This window comes from Bacteroidota bacterium (assembly GCA_016711505.1).
Classification (GTDB): domain Bacteria; phylum Bacteroidota; class Bacteroidia; order AKYH767-A; family 2013-40CM-41-45; genus JADKIH01.
In genome coordinates, this window is sequence record JADJSV010000017.1 from 404,714 (window position 1) to 420,382 (window position 15,669).

Genomic DNA, 15,669 nt, shown 5'->3' on the forward strand with positions numbered 1-15,669 from the left:
CCACTTCTTTTCACTTCATTTTCTTCATTTCTTTTCACTTCATTTTACTTCATTCTACTTCTTTTCACTTCTTTTTTTCCAAGAATAGATCTGCCCCGGCGTTAAATCAAATTTCCTAGCAATAGCCGCCACTGCTTTCTCATTCAACACAACTTCATGCAGTACCTTCACTTTAAATTCTTCGGAAAACTTCCGGCGTTGGTTTTTCATTCGGGGACACGGATTCTTGGTCTCTAAAGGTGAAAATTTGAATGAAATTGCGGGGTGGGGTTGTAATAGATGGTAGGAATTGGGAATAGGTGGTGGGGGGGAGTTGATAGATGGTTGGGGGATTAATTTTCTTGGGGGTGTTTTGTTTATTGGGAAATTTGGTATGCTTAAAGAGTCTAATATCTTTCGATAGATTTATTTGGAATCAAAATTTCTTTCGAATGGATGTTTAGTGACATAAGAATGAACTGAAAAAAAAGTAATTTAGAAATTCTGAATAACTGCTTCAATAATAAAAGAACTATGCTTTCATATCACTAAAATCTATGTTGCCAGCATCCGGAATACTCAGTATCGAAAGAAAACACGAACAATAGCAATTCTACTGCAAGAAAACCACTTGAAAAGGATAATGACATAAACTTTTAACTCATATTTCATTTAACAAAATAAACATCACGCTTTATATTTCATATTCACAATTAAAACACTAATTTTCCACTTTAATGATAATATAGGGTGTACAAACCCTTTAAAACTGACTTCATTTTAGGGAAATGTTTGCTTTATTAAAATAAATAAATGATTACACGTAATATCAATACTGGAAATATTAAAGTGCGAAACAAAAATCTCACAGCAATTCACAAATTCTATTTTTTGGAGTATTTTGACATCCTCTTAAAGAGTATACAATTTTCGCGTGAACCAAATATTGCCTTTACACATTTTATTGGATTAAAAGATAAAAAAAATTAGGTGAGTCTCGCTACAAAAAAAATGTGCAAGCAACAGAATCGATGAGCAATTTAACCCTTCATCATTATTGGTACACATTTCAAGAAGTTATAGAGGAGTCTGCTTTCTTAGGGCTTATTGAGAAGGACCGAAGTATATTGAAATTGACTTCACTTGGAAATAAGCTTTTACTTGTCAGTTCAAAAGGCAGTGAAAAGTTTAACCATGAAATATTTCTCTTAATGGAGTCGAGGTTGCAAGGATTTAGATACCTTATCGAAGCTTCTTACCTAGCTAACCCAGAGAACAACGGACTTTTAATTTTTCCCGTGTATTCCCCTTTAAAATTAGGTATGAATAAACAGGAGATAGTGAGTAGTAACAATATCCGAGAATACGCACAATTACTTCGTGAGAAAATTGAAATAGATATAGAATATTATTTGAGTCAAAAAATTTCTCTTGATAAACCTACTTCCGAAATTATTAAAAAATCGAACACTCTGGACTATTAGAAATGACTTTAAATAGCAATGGAATTGCACAGAATTATAACAAAATTGTCAAGAGAATAAGAGACTTTTGGGTTAATTACTTTTGCAATTTGTGTATAAAATAGATCTTAGTTTAAGCTATTTTGAATTATGGGTTTATCGAGGCAAGCAACTTGGAATCATTAATGCAAATGAATTCTATCCAGGGTTTAACGGAAAGATCGTTTACCCAACATCTCTCCTCATGAAAGAAAAGGCCCATAGTGATTTCAAAAAACTGTTTACATATAAAGATGATACTTCTTTATATGCTCATACACCGAAATGGGTGTTAAATCAGCATGAGTTTGTTAACGTCCTGTTTAATTCTTATCACGATATCAAATCAAGAAGTAAAAGTTATTTTATCAATCTCGCCGATTTAAGAGATATGGTTTGTTTTAAAATGAAAATTTCGGAAAGCGTCTTTAGTGATTTCCTTAAAAAGGCCTACACTTTAAATCTTAGGGACGTATTGAAAATTAAAATATCTCTGGAATCCGATACTCTTCCTGAAGAAAATAAAGCAATTTATTTAAAACGCGAGCCTGTTATCATTGGTGGGAAACAGAAAAATATTATAGCAATAGAACTCAAAAAATAAAAATTTATGGAAAATCCATTGGACAAATTAATCCAGAAACCTAGCGAGTCCCCGAACATGTCCGAAGTTGGCAGATTTGAAATTTACAACCTTCGTGAGAATCCTTTTCCTAGAAGTCCCTTTGTAAATAAGTCCTCGACAGAGGATAAATTAAATGGTAATATTTTTGAAATTGCAGTGAGAGAGAAGGAGTTTGCAAAAAATTAAAAAGTGTTTTTAAATGTACCACAATCTAAACCTGATCATCTAAGGCTTGGCTTCATAAATGATACTTCATACATCGGTCGAGGTAACGGCAAATCGGCATTCTTGATAAACCTGCTCAAAAAGATCAATCAAAATTATTGCTTGGATTTATCTGAAAATAAAAATAAATGCTTCGGCATTTTCGCTGCTCCTGAAGGTGGGGGAGTCGTAAAGACCTTTGACAAATTTGTTGATTTAATTTTTGAATCAATTCTTGAAAGCGACATTATTAAGGTTTCGTTGGCCATAATCAGATTAGATGTTCTAGCTAAAAAAGGGTTACACAAAATATTTTCCGGAAAAAAATTTGAAGATATCATTGAGGATTTGAATTCAAGTAAGTGGTTTCAAGAACAAAAAATTGACTTTCACGAACTCAACAAAGGAATAAGAGCTAATTCTTATATCTCAGCAATGCCGACAGAATTCCCATTATTTAATGAACATGGAATGTTCGTTAATTTATCGACTCAAGCATCTTTTTGAAGAATATTATTCAAGGTTAAGAAAAAATCAAGATAAGTTAGAATTTGTTTTTAGTCAACTTGTTGAGTTTTTTCTCGCAGCTGGCTTTAACGGAGCCTATATCTTAGTTGATGATTTTGAACGCATTCCGGAATTTCAAAGTGCTATTCAAAAAAAGGATTTCGCTACCCAACTTCGTACTGTACTTTTCGATGGGGTATATGTTAACTCTAGAATTGGTTTTTACAACTTCTTCTTAGCTCTTCATGCTGGTGTACCAAGGCTTCTCGGGACTGCATGGAGTGAGTCGGGCATGGAAAACAGGTGCCACTTAACCCTCAGATAGAAACAAATAATGTTATTGCCTTTGAAAAACTGAGTGATAAACACGCGATAATGATGATCAAAAAGTATTTGGAACATTATCGAACAAAACCGCCGAAGAAAGGGGATGATTTATTTCCATTTACTGAGAAAGGGGTGCGAATAATGGGTGAATCTTCTGAATATAATGCGGCCTCTATACTTAAATTTGCATATCAGGTTATTGAGAAAGGTGCCGTCGAAAAAAGACAAATGCTTGATGAAGAGTATATTCAAAACTTTAGAAAAGAAAGCAAAGACTTTTCCATTGAGACGACACCAAAAAATCTGACTACTTCCTCAACGACAGACCTACGAAAGAAAGCTAAAAGTAAACGTAAAAAATGAAAAGATGCTTGGATAAAGCTTTAATTGAGCGTCTCATTAATCACTTAATTTTAACTCATGTTAAGGATGCAGAAATTCAACAACTTGTTGAAAATTGCAAAAATTGGGAGGAACAGATAGTTATCATAAATTATTTGTTGACACAGATTATTCAAAAAAAGATCAAAAAGGGTTCGTTGCCAGTTTCGTTCTTGCAGGAATTATATGACCTAATCGAAGAAGGAGATTTTGTGTTAGATGAATTAGATCGCAATTTTATAGAATTTATGTTCTCACACGTTCGCTACTCAAGTGATATGAATGAAAATATACGACAACTTAAGGAAAGACACTTAGAATATGATTATAGAAACACGATACGTTATTGATTCAGTCTCATTAATAAATTATTTTAATAAATTATTTAATGAAGCAGATAAGATTAGTCCTGATGCACGTCGGATAATTAATAATGGATTTAATACATTTTCAGGTGTAAAATTAGTAATTCCAAGTACAGTTTTTCTGGAGCTTCACACAAAATTTGTTTCAAATAAAGAAATGGCTAAGAAGATTTATTACGAGTTATATTATAGGATTAAAGAATGTCCTGATATTGAAGTTAAACCTTTAGAAAGAGAGGTTGTCGAACATTTTATTGCTATCGACAATTCAATAGTTGATTTGGAACACAATGATAAATTAATTCTTGCTGCAGCAATTCAACTTCAATGCCCAATTATTACGATAGATCCGAAAATTGTCTCTTATGTTAAAAAAACTAAAATTATTACAGTAATTCAATAGACGCAAAAATGTTCTTGAAGTATTAAGAATACAATTTTCATTTTAACAAATGATAAAGAAAAAGAAAAAATATCCCCGCTAGGGAATGTTGAGCGGATATTAAGAAAGTACTTTCATATTAATAACTACTAAAGTGACATTCCTGTCGGGATAACGTACAAACCTTGAAAGCTTACAATATGTATATAGAACTTTTTACAAACAATGTCCCTAACATCACGTCGGAATGACGCTGAGTGTATTGCTAAATGAAAGTGGTTACTAATTTGCGCTTAACATCGTGAAAGCGGAGGTTCTGTGCTTCGCAGACACATTTGTGCAAGGCGGAAGTTCAGTTCTAACATTGAAGTTTAGTGCTAAAAATAACTAATTAATAAAATGAATAAACTTTTAAAAAATTCAATCCTTGTTTGGCTCAGTTTAACTTTAGCAATTACTTTTATGTCGTATTTGGGCGGGAAAGACGGTGGTAGTTCTGATTATCCTGTATATCTTACGAGGGCGCAACAAGAAAATCCTTCCCTTTTATTTTGGGAACTTTTTCCAGTTAGTGCAATAATTTCTGGTATTGTTACATCAGTCGGAACATTAATTATTTATTTCATAAACAAATCCAAAGAATTCGAGTAATGGAAAGAAGCATTCTTTACGTAATAATTGTAATTCTTATTTATTCCTGTAAGGATAAGAGTACAGCTGTTGAAAATTTTAATGCGGGAATAGAATCTTATAATGATAGTTCCTTTACTACTGCTTTAGAAAATTTTACCAAAGCATCCAAAAAAGATACTAAAAACGCAAATGCCTTTTTTTATAGAGCATTATCAGAAGCTCGCCTTCAAAAACATAAAGAAGCACTAATAAGTTTTCAAAAATCAATCGAACTTGATAGTGTATTATATCAAGCATTAGTTGAAAGAGCAAAATTAAAAATCAAACTGGGAGATTTCGCAAGTGCTTGTAATGACTGCGACAAAGCAAAAATGATTAAAATAGATTTTCCGGAAATTTATAAAACCAAAGCAATTGCTTTTGAAAACCTAAACGACCCTTCAAATGCTATTATTGCCTATGAGTATGCGATTAAATACGGACAAAAAGACGGAGAAACATTTTATAACCTTGGTGTTCTCAGACTAAATTACGGCAACCGAGATTCAGCCTGTGCTCTATTGAGTAAAGCGGGTGAATTGGGATTTATGGAAGCATATGAAATGATTAAAAGGAATTGCAATCCATCATACAAAGAAGTCTTGAATGAAAATAGTGATCTAGATAATTTTAAAAAAAAAGATTCTTCTGAAGTAAATAATATTTTAACAGAAATTACCGAAGAAAACTCTAATGCTAATGCAAAAAAAAGTGCTAGAGAAAATTCTACGAATACTATTACAAGTTTTGGCTCAGATATTCCAAATATTAAAATTGGAAATGTTTTCACCAAAACCAGTGACTATGAAATAAAAGGTATTTCTTCCAAGACAAATGAACATTATTATCAATATACCAAGCCAATAAAGAGATTAGTCTATGGACATTCTGTTGATTATATTGTTGTGACAACAAAAATAATGTTATAATAGAATATATTTATTTTCTTTTCCCAAATAGTGGCGACATTGGTGTACCGAAAGAAATGATTGTTAGATTTAATACTGAAACTGGATTTGCCCTAGGGAAAAACGGGGATTCCTATGCCGCGAAAATTGACAATTTCTTTATAATGATTACTCGTGTAGACGATATTAATTTGGGTGGAGACAGAATAATGATAAAAACAAAAACGAAAACTGACAGCTTGTCGTACCGCTAGGGAATGTTGAGCGAAAATTAAGAATACACTTTCAGATCAGTAACTGCTCAAGCGACATTCCTGCCGGGGTATCGTACAACGCTTGCTAATAGCATACACATGAACTTAGAACTTATTTACAACCTGTATACCTAACTTCCCGGCGGAATGACGCTGAGTGTAATGCGAATTGAAATTGGCTACTAACGTGCGCTTAACATTCCGCCTAGCGTGATGGGTCTTGCCAATTGAATTGTGCACTATAGGCAGTACACCGAAATGTTGAACCGGAATTAAATGAACGCGTGCTAGGCGGAATGTTGAGCGGAAATTAAGAATGTACTTTCAGATTAGTAACTGCTCAAGCGACATTCCTGCCGGGGTAACCTCCAAACCACACTGAAAGCTAACAATATGCATATGGATCTTTTTACAAAAAGTATTGCTTACTTCCCGGTTCTATTTCGTAATTTGTATTGAGTATTCGAAGTGGTTGCAAATTTGCCCATTAACCTTCCGCTAAGTTTTTCTTTCCTTTCTCACAGCACTTGTTACACCTCTGGCATTTATAAAATTGTTAAATTTGTAATTGAACTTATTAAACAACCAACACCTCTGCACCAAAAAATGAAAGAACTCTTTAAAATATTTACATTTCTCCTCTTTCTCACCTTTTCTCTCCAGAGTTATTCATCAAGAATATATATACCGATTGATACAATCAAAAAAAATGCCCTTTGATCGTCGAAGGAAAAGTTGTTTCCATTCCTCCTGCCTATTGGGGCGGTCAAATGATTTACACCTCGTATGTCGTTCAGGTTTATAAAATTTTTAAAGGTGGTATCAATACAACATTTATTGAAATTCCTTTGGAAGGAGGTATAGTTGGTAACGACATCCTATCCATTCCTTCCTGTGGAACTTTGTCATTGGCAGGGCTAGGACAAACTGGTATATTCTTTCTCAATAATCCAAATATTTCAGATTCTACAGCAAATAAAAAATTTCTTAGTTCAGGTGATACTCTTGCAAAGAATTTTATCGTTCGTGCATTCTATGATACTTGGGTCTATCAAAATAACGCAAACACTGAGAAAGATGTTTACTGTCATATCGAAGAACTTACAAAAATAAAACGTAAAATAATTTCACGTCCCGAAGTTGAAGATGCAACTGTGAAGAACTGGTTAATAAGCTCAGGAAACGCTGGTCTCCTTCAGTCGCACGGTGTGGCTTTAAATTTTAAATATGCTGAACTTGGAAAGAATCAAACAATTTTTGATCTATGTATCGAAGTTAAATCAACAGTCAGTTTTGTTGCCTTAAAAACACTTGAATTCGCAGTTAAATATAACACTGAAACATTCGGCACTTTTGTCGTAAGGAATAAAAACATTGAATTCAATAATTCAAAACTTAATTTCGATAAGAAATGGTTAAGAATTTCAAAGTCGCTCTTAGGTGATACAGCATATACTACTCAAATTTATGATTTAGACAGCTCGACGATTTTGATTTCAATAAAATCATTAAAGAAAAGTAAACACGTTTTTGAAATTGGAAAGCAAATAGTTGCCTTGCTGCGCTTCAATATTAAAAACTTTGATTCAACTTCTTCATTTTCCTTTCCCAGCGAATTTGCAAATGGGAAATTCTATGATTACGAAAACAATTCCATTTCAAAATTGAGCTATGTATTCTGCAATCAAGAAATTGATGTTACCCCTCACAGCCTTCTTCTTCCAATTATTAATAACTTTTCTCCAGACACAATTCTGTGCGGTGAAAAAGAAATACTAACTGTAACAGGAATGAATTTTCTATCTGATAAAACAAGACTAATAATCGGATGCGCTAAAGATGGATGTAGTTTTAATGCAATAATTCCACATACAAAATTTATATCTCTAACTGCCACTACAATTGTAACATACATTCCATGCGAACTAAATGTTGGCGGATCCGCTTGTGGCAGTACTTTTCCTACTATTTCAGGATTCTATGTCGGCAAAGAAAATTTAAGTCCGGAAATTTTAAGTCCTCGCAAACTTTATATTCAACACAAATAAAAAGTATTTAACTAATAGAAGGCTTGAACAAATGTTTTGTCTGATGAAATATAAATCCGGAAATAAACGACCACCGCTAGGCGGAATGTTGAGCGGAAATTAAAAATAAACTTTCATATTCGTAGCTGCTCAAGCGACATTCCTGCCGGGGATAACGTACAACGTTTGCTAAAAGAATACAACATGTAATTCGAACTATTTTCAACCTGTGTCCCTAACATCCCGGCGGAATGACGCTGAGTGTATTGCGAAGTGAAAGTGGTTACCAACGTGCGCTTAACATTCCGCCTAGCTTGTGAGGGATTTACAAATTGCATAGTGGAATGAGGATGACTTCAAACAAATTGCTTTTTTTAATTTCCCGGACGAAGTTCATGCACGAAGTATTGAGACTGAATTTTTAATTTCAAGACTTCGTCCTGCGCCACGGTTCTAGTGCACACGTTGGGGTGTAGTCTGCAGACTACACCCCAACGTGCAACTTCATCCTGCAGCATGGTACCAAAACACACCCCGCTCGCCGAAATGTTAATCCTGAATTAAATGAACGCCCGCTAGGCGGAATGTTGAGCGGAAATAAAAAATACACTTTCAAATCAGTAGCTGCTCAAGCGACATTCCTGCCGGGGTAACGTACAATGCTTGTTAAAAGTATACAACATGCACTTAGAACTATTTCACAACCTGTGTCCCTAACATCCCGGCGGAATGACGCTGGGGACATTACGTATTGAAAGTGCTTTCTAACTTGCGCTTAACATTCCGCCTAGCGTGTAGGAGATCTTGCCAATAGAATAGCAGGAAGGGACGACTGCTTGAAAGTGGTTACTAACTTGCGCTTAACATTCCGCCTAGCATGTAGGGATCTTGCCAATAGAATAGCACATGTAGTGCGAGTTGAAATGGTTACTAACTCGCGCTTAACATTCCACTGGCGTGTAGGGAATTTAATCTTTATCCCATACCGAAATTTACTCCCTGATTATTTTTTTACAATAACTCGAATTTTCACTACTAACGATCAGAAAATAAATTCCACTCTGAAAATTAATCGTATTTAATTCAAGCCGGAATGAATCGCTGAGTGGATTTATCTCACGACTTTCTAAAACCTGACCTAAAAGATCTGTAACTGAAATCCGATAAGATGCAGATTTCATTCCTGAGGCATAAATCGTCAGGCTGCTGGTAAAAGGATTAGGTACTATTTTTATCTCAGTAGTATTTCCATTAATAGTATTCAAACCTGTTGTACATGCTGTTGTGATCGTATCACTCGTTGCGAAACAGCCATTAATGTCGAGACCGGTTACAAAATAATTTCCTGCCTGAGTGCATGATAATACATCTGTTGATCCTACAGGTACTGTGTCGCCAACAATGTACCATTGACTTTGAGTGTACGGTGAAACAAGATCGTTGCCGTTGATCGTAAACGCAATGTCGTTCAAAGGGGTGGCAACATTTACATCCCAGATCTTCCGGTAGGCAGTCAGTGTTTTTTTAACTTCATAGGTTGAGTCGTAACTTTCTGCAATTATCTGGTGCATTCCGGGAGCATAGAGCGAAGCATCGAATGTAAATGCAGTATCATTATTCACGACAGGAATTCCATCAACAGTCCATTGAGTTTGTATAGTGTTCGGACTGGATTTAACTTGTGTAACTGTAAACAATTGTGTTTCGCTATTACAAATTGTCAGGACTGTATCTTGAGGTGAGAAATTGTCATTCAAATCAACTAAAGAATTTATTTTATAAATGATCTGCTCTGCACATACTTCGCAAAACGGTTGATTCAAAAACTTCATTTTGCAATTACACTTTGGACGATACCAGTTAATTGGACAATAAAATGCTCCGGGATAAAGTCCTATTAAATTGCAATCTGTTCCGGGTGTACTTGGAATAGCAGCGGTAGTAAGCCAGTTCTTCCATACTAATAATGATGTGTCAGTTTCCTGACTTACATTTATATACTGGCTATGTCCGGGATTACAGTTGCTTGAACCGTATTCGTATTCGTCAGACAATCCTGCGAAAGAATGTCCGAATTCATGCATGAAAACTTCAAAGGCTGCAACATCCATTGATGTGAATGCTATTCCTCCGCCACTGCCACCATAATAAGGAGAATTTACAATTACGTTGATAATATCATACTGCGGGAAATTGATATCGGCTACAGTATAGATCAATCCCAGATTACTGGAACTAACAACCCTGTGTAAACCGTAATCGAATGATGTTTCCAGATAAGTATCTGCAATAGTAATGGGTTGTGTCAATGGTACTGATTCATCAGAAGCATTCCCCGGATGATCAGAACCGGATTCATTGGAAATAACTTCTATTCCGAAAAAAATTGAAAAAATTACTGTACATGTTAAACGGTGGAGTGCTTATGAAATAGTTCATTACACTCATAGCATTTGTCCTGAACAATGTTGTATCCGAAATAGTATACCCATCTCCCATGATAACTAAATTTATTCTGTTATCCGGATCACCGTTATAAAGTAGTGTATCAACCTTAAATACCTGAGCTTTTATTTGTGTGGAACAAAAGATCAGAAGAGTCAGCAAAATCAAGCGTGAATTTCTTTTCATGGAATTGAAATATTAAGGGTTGACAAAAGTGTTTCTTTTCCGTTGATGATCACATAACCTTCCGCTTTCACTGTACTTACATTTTCTTCAATTCCAAAACGAATATTTATAAATCCATTATTGTCATTCGCAATTTCATTATTCTTAATGACTCCATCAGGCTCAAAGCTTTCAATATGTCGCTTGAGCGGGTTCTGCACATACTCTTCATAGATCAGTTCGCCCGACTCCTTATAAAATTTAAAATGAACCGGTTCACTGAAATGTGATGCAGCATTTGTCTTCAGAACTTTAACTCTTCCTTCAAATACGTTCTTGCTGTAAAGTTCGATTTGCTCAGGCTTTGCATCTTTTCCGGTTATCTTCAGAACGATTGCAATTGCACGTTGTCCTGATTTTTTTTGTGATACTGTCTGGGCACATCCAATCTGAGAAAAAGCAAAAAGTAAATGCACTATCACAGCAACTCTATACCTGTTTTTCATTTCAATATTTAGATTATTATAACACTAAGAAACGAATTCTTATAGATAAATCCTAAAATAATTATTACCGATTTCACGAATTACGATATAAGATTTCATCCGAATGAAATGTAACACTAAAGGGCTTTTATTATTGCAGGTTTTTAATGATCTTTGGTTATTGATTATTCTAAAAGTCGCATAAATTGATAATCGCACTACTTTGAAAAAAATACCGATAAGACAACTTGGCTCTGCATTGCAGGAATTGTCTGTTTCAGAACAATTTAAAATTCGAAGAGTAGAAGAAATTGTAGGTGACAAAAATCTGGTTCACGATCTGCACAGACATGACTTCTTTTTTATTCTCGTTATTGAAAAAGGCGAAGGAAATCACGAAATCGATTTCACACCTTTTAAGGTGGCGGATAACACTGCCTTTTTTTTACGACCCGGACAAGTACACCAACTTGAATTAAATGCCGGTAGTAAGGGATTTCTTGTGGAATTTAATTCTGAATTTTATCACCCTAAAGAAAAATCATCACGTTTAAGACTAAGGAAAGTCAGCACGAAAAATTATTGTAAACTTGAAGTTAATCGGTTTAATAAACTTCAGGTCCTTCTGAATTCTATGCTGGAAGAATTTAATGCACGGGAAGAAGGTTTTGAATACATCATTAAATCCAGTCTCGATATCTTTTTTATTGAATTTATGCGTGAAAGTTCAAACCCAAAAGAATCTACCTTACCCGCCAATTCATATTCCCAGGAACGGTTTGAGGAGTTTTTGGAATTACTTGAGAAGCACATTGCAACTAACAAACAAGTTGCTAACTATACGGACATGATGAACCTCTCTCCTTATCAATTGAATGAAATAACAAAATCTTCAATAGGAAAAACAGCTTCAGAAATGATCAATGAACATATTTTACTTGAAACGAAAAGATATCTTTTAGCAACACCCAATCAGATAAAAGATATAGCTGATCAACTCGGCTTTGAAGACCCTTCTTATTTTATCCGGTTCTTTAAGAAACACACGGGTCAGTCACCTCAGGAATTCAGAAATAATTTTAAATAAGTCCTGCACTACTACACCTTAGTCCTATATATAACGCTTACGGTGGATTTACTTTTGTGTAATTAAAAAATAAAAATTATACAAATGAAAATTATCATCGTTGGTGCATCAGGCACTATGGGTAAGCATCTGACAAATGCATTTGCCAAAGAACATGAAGTTGTTACCGCTGCAACTGACGGTTGCGAGGTGAAGGTGGATATCACTTCCCCGGAATCAATTGACAACATGTACAAACAGATCGGAGCATTTGATGCTCTTATTTCAACAGCAGGTCCGACTTTTGTCGGCCCCTGGGCGAAACTTACAGACAAGGAATTCAGGAAAGGTGTTGAAGGGAAAATGATGGGACAGATCAATCTTGTTTTGATCGGGCAGAATTACATTAAACCAAAAGGCTCATTTACATTGATCACAGGTGCTCTGACACATGAGCCACAAAAGAATTTTGCCAATGCATCTGCTGCTAATGGTGCTGTGGAAGGTTTTGTAAGAGCTGCTGCCATTGAACTGGAAAATGGAATACGTATCAATGCAGTAAGTCCTACAGTAATTGAAAACTCCCCTCAGTATTTTCCTTTCTTTCCCGGCGATATCCCGGTTACAATGCTTCAACTGGAATATGGTTTCCGCAAATCTTTATTTGGCGCTAACACAGGACAGATCATTAAGCCTTACTAAAGAATCGATTTTCTTTCGTTGCAAATAATTAAGCCCGGACTACTCATCCGGGCTTAATTATTTTATTTACGTTTAACTGAAATTAATTCTGATCAGGCAAATAAATATAAAACAGTACGATCATAATTAGTAAAGTCGCAAGCCCAAATAGACTTGCTTCCAAACCAAACATGCCACCTGTAAAAAGATCCGATGCTTGCAAAAATTCTGGTTTCATTAAACTCTCTTCACGATTTCCGCTGACACCAAATCCAAGGAGCGTTCCCTGTGTCAAGTTCGCCATAAAATGTAATCCTATCGGAAATGCCAGACTCTTTGTTCGAATATATGTCAAACCGAATAACATCGATGCTAAAAATATATTCAGGGAAGCAACCCACTTAACTGATTCAGCCATGCCCGGATTATTAAGATGGGTTAAAAGAAATAACCCTGAAATAATAATTTGCGCCGGCCATACACCGATGGATTCTATAAGTCTCTTAAAAATAAATCCGCGAAATAAAAACTCTTCAGCGAAAGCAATAATAAATGCTGCAGAAATTCCATATACAACAGTTGAAAATAAAAACTATTTAACTTCCAGTTTACCATTCCTGAAATTGTCAATAACAAAGCAGGTGCAATCATTAAGATCGCACCTGCAATGATTCCTTTCTGAAATTGATTTAATAAAGTGAAATTGATCTTTCCGGTAATTTCAGTTACCTCTTCATTTCTTAAAAACTGACAGATAACTGTTACAAGTAAAATAAGTAATGCCTGTATAAATACAGGAACAGGAACAGATTGCTTTTGCGCAACTAATATTATCGGAAACAAAAATAAAGCAAGCAAGGTGAAGAATACCGGTACCCACCAGATACTCCTCATCTTGCCTGATCTGTTAAGAAATATTTTTCTCATTGATGTTGTGGAATATTTCTTTTTGAATTCACATCCCGGCTGTGATTGCTGACGGCTTGAAGCCACGAACCACCAGGTAAATACCTAAAGAAAATTCGAAGATAGCAACCATTATTGCAGATATCATTGATAATTCTGAACGAAACTCAATATAACCGAACAGTACTCCCAGGAAACCTGCTATCAGAGGGAAAGCGCCGATAATTCCGATAAGGGAAAGTGCACGTGGTACTAAGCGCGATTTATACAGTAAAATTCCCAGGAGCAGGTCATCTATTGCAGGAATGAACGATTGTCCGAGTGTAAAGATGCGATCATACAAAATAACGAGTGTACGACTGGTTAACAAAGCATCCGGACCTACACTTTCTTGCCTCAGGGTTACGGCCGAGAGTAAGAAAGCGACCCCCAAAAAGATTGTACTTGCTTCCAGCACTCTTGCTGCGACAAGGCCTAAAGCCATTCGCTCGCCCTGGCGTTTTAAAACAGGATACAATATTATAGCGGTTGCAATTCCGGAAAGAGCAACAATAATTTCAAGTAGTCCACCGATAATAATAGGTTTGTCTGGTCCCGCCCCAAGAACGTAATTCGGATCGTGAATGGGTTGATACAAACTTAGTGTCGGTATAGAAATAAATGTGAGAATATAAATAAGTCCGGCAAAGAAAGATGTCTTTCTCAATGAACTCATAGGTTTTAATTTCGATGCAGCTTCTAAGCCCAGGTCGATGGTTTTTGCAGTATGCATGTGTTTTTATATTTCAGTTAAAATATATAGTACGATTAATTGACTCCTTGCTTAAATTGCTTTTTCGCAAATGGATTTGTTTTCCAAGGTTTAGAAACACGTACACTTACCATTACGGATCTTGTTTTAATTTCGCCGGCATTGGCTATGTCTGATAAGCCATGTACATATCTTACATCTAGTGTAATGGTTTTCTTTTTCGTTGGTATAGAAAATCCTCCGCCAACTTGTATACTTGCATCCCATCTTTTGAAACCGTCAATCGAATTGGAGAAGTTGAGTTGTGATGTTTCATCACTGAATTTTCTGCTTCCACTGAAATTGTAAGCAATAGAAGGACCGGCGTTTAAATAAAGTTTTCCTACATGTAAACGCGCCATCATCGGTAGTTCAATGGAGTTGATCTTGATCGTCGATTCGCCTACGTTCAAAGGATTATTTGCCTTTAATGATCCACCCTTTCTCATGTAATACAATTCAGATACTACAGAGAAAGCCGGAGTCACACCTGCTTGAAATGAAAATCCGGCTTGAAGTCCTCGAATGGATTTTTTATAGTCGGACAGACTACTTTCAGCGCTCCCATAATTCAAATTAGAAGATGTCATTTGTACCATGACATCTAAATGAGTTTGCGCTGATCTTTTTTTGTTTTGATTTTTTTCGGAAATCGTTGTGTCTGATTGTCCAAATGTTGATGTGCTAAGGAAAATTAATCCTAATACTACTGCTGTTTTAATTGTTTTCATTTGTTTTTGTTTTTTAGGGGTTATTTATGATGCAAAAGTATTTGCAGGATAAACCTTGCGACAGGACAATTGTAAAGTTGAATTGTAAAAAATTGAAGTTTTTATAAAAGATTCTTTTTTACATCAATTTCTAACATCGACTGTGCTTGTAATTAAAAAAGAAAAAAGGCAATCACCGGGTAATTTTCAATTATATACTATTCTTCTGCACGTTTGTCCTACCTCAAAGCATCACACAGGAATTACTTTTACAACAAAATAAATAAT

Annotated in this window: 21 protein-coding genes; 13 read left to right on the forward strand and 8 right to left on the reverse strand. The window is 35.2% G+C overall.

Translation table 11 applies throughout. The annotated features are described in order from the left end of the window. Nucleotides 1-54: 54 nt before the first annotated feature. Entirely contained in the window at nucleotides 55-210 is a 156-nt protein-coding gene (locus tag IPL24_15275) for a transposase (protein ID MBK8364967.1), read from the reverse strand. Between the two features lie 782 nt (nucleotides 211-992). Here IPL24_15275 and IPL24_15280 point away from each other — a divergent pair. The 11 genes from IPL24_15280 (at nucleotide 993) to IPL24_15330 (ending at nucleotide 8,154) form a co-directional block, all read left to right on the forward strand. Further along, complete coding sequence (locus IPL24_15280; GenBank protein ID MBK8364968.1) at nucleotides 993-1,463, forward strand: hypothetical protein; 471 nt, start codon at nucleotides 993-995, stop codon at nucleotides 1,461-1,463. A 91-nt stretch (nucleotides 1,464-1,554) separates the two neighbouring features. Next, complete coding sequence (locus tag IPL24_15285; GenBank protein MBK8364969.1) at nucleotides 1,555-2,085, forward strand: hypothetical protein; 531 nt, start codon at nucleotides 1,555-1,557, stop codon at nucleotides 2,083-2,085. A gap of 6 nt (nucleotides 2,086-2,091) precedes the next feature. Beyond that, nucleotides 2,092-2,292: a hypothetical protein gene (locus tag IPL24_15290; GenBank protein MBK8364970.1), complete on the forward strand. Its 201-nt coding sequence runs from the start codon at nucleotides 2,092-2,094 to the stop codon at nucleotides 2,290-2,292. Between the two features lie 3 nt (nucleotides 2,293-2,295). Continuing rightward, complete coding sequence (locus IPL24_15295) at nucleotides 2,296-2,817, forward strand: hypothetical protein (GenBank protein MBK8364971.1); 522 nt, start codon at nucleotides 2,296-2,298, stop codon at nucleotides 2,815-2,817. After that, nucleotides 2,777-3,142 (forward strand): hypothetical protein, encoded by a 366-nt coding sequence (locus tag IPL24_15300; protein ID MBK8364972.1) that lies wholly within the window; start codon nucleotides 2,777-2,779, stop codon nucleotides 3,140-3,142. Before IPL24_15295 ends, IPL24_15300 begins: the two co-directional genes overlap by 41 nt. Further along, nucleotides 3,121-3,507 (forward strand): hypothetical protein, encoded by a 387-nt coding sequence (locus IPL24_15305; protein ID MBK8364973.1) that lies wholly within the window; start codon nucleotides 3,121-3,123, stop codon nucleotides 3,505-3,507. Before IPL24_15300 ends, IPL24_15305 begins: the two co-directional genes overlap by 22 nt. Continuing rightward, nucleotides 3,504-3,875, forward strand: a complete 372-nt coding sequence (locus IPL24_15310) for a hypothetical protein (protein ID MBK8364974.1) — start codon at nucleotides 3,504-3,506, stop codon at nucleotides 3,873-3,875. Before IPL24_15305 ends, IPL24_15310 begins: the two co-directional genes overlap by 4 nt. Next, nucleotides 3,847-4,293 (forward strand): PIN domain-containing protein, encoded by a 447-nt coding sequence (locus tag IPL24_15315; GenBank protein MBK8364975.1) that lies wholly within the window; start codon nucleotides 3,847-3,849, stop codon nucleotides 4,291-4,293. The genes IPL24_15310 and IPL24_15315 overlap by 29 nt, the downstream gene beginning before the upstream one ends. A gap of 378 nt (nucleotides 4,294-4,671) precedes the next feature. After that, nucleotides 4,672-4,923, forward strand: a complete 252-nt coding sequence (locus IPL24_15320) for a hypothetical protein (protein ID MBK8364976.1) — start codon at nucleotides 4,672-4,674, stop codon at nucleotides 4,921-4,923. Continuing rightward, nucleotides 4,923-5,873: a hypothetical protein gene (locus IPL24_15325; protein ID MBK8364977.1), complete on the forward strand. Its 951-nt coding sequence runs from the start codon at nucleotides 4,923-4,925 to the stop codon at nucleotides 5,871-5,873. Before IPL24_15320 ends, IPL24_15325 begins: the two co-directional genes overlap by 1 nt. 949 nt (nucleotides 5,874-6,822) lie before the next feature. Then, nucleotides 6,823-8,154 carry a hypothetical protein gene (locus IPL24_15330; protein ID MBK8364978.1) on the forward strand — a complete coding sequence of 444 codons (1,332 nt, stop codon included), beginning with the start codon at nucleotides 6,823-6,825 and terminating at the stop codon, nucleotides 8,152-8,154. Between the two features lie 971 nt (nucleotides 8,155-9,125). Here the strand turns inward: IPL24_15330 and IPL24_15335 are convergent. The 3 genes from IPL24_15335 to IPL24_15345 are packed head-to-tail and all read right to left on the reverse strand — an operon-like array spanning nucleotide 9,126 to nucleotide 11,249. Then, nucleotides 9,126-10,442: a T9SS type A sorting domain-containing protein gene (locus IPL24_15335; protein MBK8364979.1), complete on the reverse strand. Its 1,317-nt coding sequence runs from the start codon at nucleotides 10,440-10,442 to the stop codon at nucleotides 9,126-9,128. Between the two features lie 46 nt (nucleotides 10,443-10,488). After that, nucleotides 10,489-10,764, reverse strand: a complete 276-nt coding sequence (locus tag IPL24_15340) for a hypothetical protein (protein MBK8364980.1) — start codon at nucleotides 10,762-10,764, stop codon at nucleotides 10,489-10,491. Then, complete coding sequence (locus IPL24_15345; protein ID MBK8364981.1) at nucleotides 10,761-11,249, reverse strand: hypothetical protein; 489 nt, start codon at nucleotides 11,247-11,249, stop codon at nucleotides 10,761-10,763. Before IPL24_15345 ends, IPL24_15340 begins: the two co-directional genes overlap by 4 nt. A gap of 202 nt (nucleotides 11,250-11,451) precedes the next feature. Here IPL24_15345 and IPL24_15350 point away from each other — a divergent pair, with 202 nt between their 5' ends. Together IPL24_15350 and IPL24_15355 are read left to right on the forward strand one after the other, a co-directional pair. Next, a complete protein-coding gene (locus tag IPL24_15350; protein ID MBK8364982.1) occupies nucleotides 11,452-12,315 on the forward strand; it encodes a helix-turn-helix domain-containing protein in 864 nt (287 codons plus the stop codon). Nucleotides 12,316-12,399: 84 nt separating this feature from the next. After that, on the forward strand, nucleotides 12,400-12,996 hold the full coding sequence (locus IPL24_15355; protein ID MBK8364983.1) for a short chain dehydrogenase: 597 nt from the start codon (nucleotides 12,400-12,402) through the stop codon (nucleotides 12,994-12,996). An 82-nt stretch (nucleotides 12,997-13,078) separates the two neighbouring features. Here the strand turns inward: IPL24_15355 and IPL24_15360 are convergent, their stop codons facing one another. The 4 genes from IPL24_15360 to IPL24_15375 all read right to left on the reverse strand — a co-directional run bounded on the left by IPL24_15360 (nucleotide 13,079) and on the right by IPL24_15375 (nucleotide 15,402). Next, the gene (locus IPL24_15360; protein ID MBK8364984.1) at nucleotides 13,079-13,540 is read right to left on the reverse strand and encodes a CPBP family intramembrane metalloprotease; all 462 of its coding nucleotides are present in this window, start codon (nucleotides 13,538-13,540) and stop codon (nucleotides 13,079-13,081) included. Then, nucleotides 13,468-13,902 carry a hypothetical protein gene (locus IPL24_15365; GenBank protein MBK8364985.1) on the reverse strand — a complete coding sequence of 145 codons (435 nt, stop codon included), beginning with the start codon at nucleotides 13,900-13,902 and terminating at the stop codon, nucleotides 13,468-13,470. Before IPL24_15365 ends, IPL24_15360 begins: the two co-directional genes overlap by 73 nt. Before the next feature lie 28 nt (nucleotides 13,903-13,930). Further along, nucleotides 13,931-14,596, reverse strand: a complete 666-nt coding sequence (locus IPL24_15370) for a DUF4386 domain-containing protein (protein ID MBK8364986.1) — start codon at nucleotides 14,594-14,596, stop codon at nucleotides 13,931-13,933. A gap of 92 nt (nucleotides 14,597-14,688) precedes the next feature. After that, the gene (locus IPL24_15375) at nucleotides 14,689-15,402 is read right to left on the reverse strand and encodes a PorT family protein (protein ID MBK8364987.1); all 714 of its coding nucleotides are present in this window, start codon (nucleotides 15,400-15,402) and stop codon (nucleotides 14,689-14,691) included. Nucleotides 15,403-15,669: the final 267 nt, after the last annotated feature.

What these genes read in the sequence shown, in the direction of transcription:
- IPL24_15340 (MBK8364980.1), bottom strand. Translation starts at nt 10,764, where the DNA reads ATGAAAAGAAATTCACGCTTGATTTTGCTGACTCTTCTGATCTTTTGT.
- IPL24_15290 (MBK8364970.1), top strand. Translation starts at nt 2,092, where the DNA reads ATGGAAAATCCATTGGACAAATTAATCCAGAAACCTAGCGAGTCCCCG.
- IPL24_15275 (MBK8364967.1), bottom strand. Translation starts at nt 210, where the DNA reads ATGAAAAACCAACGCCGGAAGTTTTCCGAAGAATTTAAAGTGAAGGTA.
- IPL24_15310 (MBK8364974.1), top strand. Translation starts at nt 3,504, where the DNA reads ATGAAAAGATGCTTGGATAAAGCTTTAATTGAGCGTCTCATTAATCAC.
- IPL24_15370 (MBK8364986.1), bottom strand. Translation starts at nt 14,596, where the DNA reads ATGAGTTCATTGAGAAAGACATCTTTCTTTGCCGGACTTATTTATATT.
- IPL24_15345 (MBK8364981.1), bottom strand. Translation starts at nt 11,249, where the DNA reads ATGAAAAACAGGTATAGAGTTGCTGTGATAGTGCATTTACTTTTTGCT.
- IPL24_15325 (MBK8364977.1), top strand. Translation starts at nt 4,923, where the DNA reads ATGGAAAGAAGCATTCTTTACGTAATAATTGTAATTCTTATTTATTCC.
- IPL24_15315 (MBK8364975.1), top strand. Translation starts at nt 3,847, where the DNA reads ATGATTATAGAAACACGATACGTTATTGATTCAGTCTCATTAATAAAT.
- IPL24_15300 (MBK8364972.1), top strand. Translation starts at nt 2,777, where the DNA reads ATGGAATGTTCGTTAATTTATCGACTCAAGCATCTTTTTGAAGAATAT.
- IPL24_15320 (MBK8364976.1), top strand. Translation starts at nt 4,672, where the DNA reads ATGAATAAACTTTTAAAAAATTCAATCCTTGTTTGGCTCAGTTTAACT.
- IPL24_15375 (MBK8364987.1), bottom strand. Translation starts at nt 15,402, where the DNA reads ATGAAAACAATTAAAACAGCAGTAGTATTAGGATTAATTTTCCTTAGC.
- IPL24_15365 (MBK8364985.1), bottom strand. Translation starts at nt 13,902, where the DNA reads ATGAGAAAAATATTTCTTAACAGATCAGGCAAGATGAGGAGTATCTGG.
- IPL24_15355 (MBK8364983.1), top strand. Translation starts at nt 12,400, where the DNA reads ATGAAAATTATCATCGTTGGTGCATCAGGCACTATGGGTAAGCATCTG.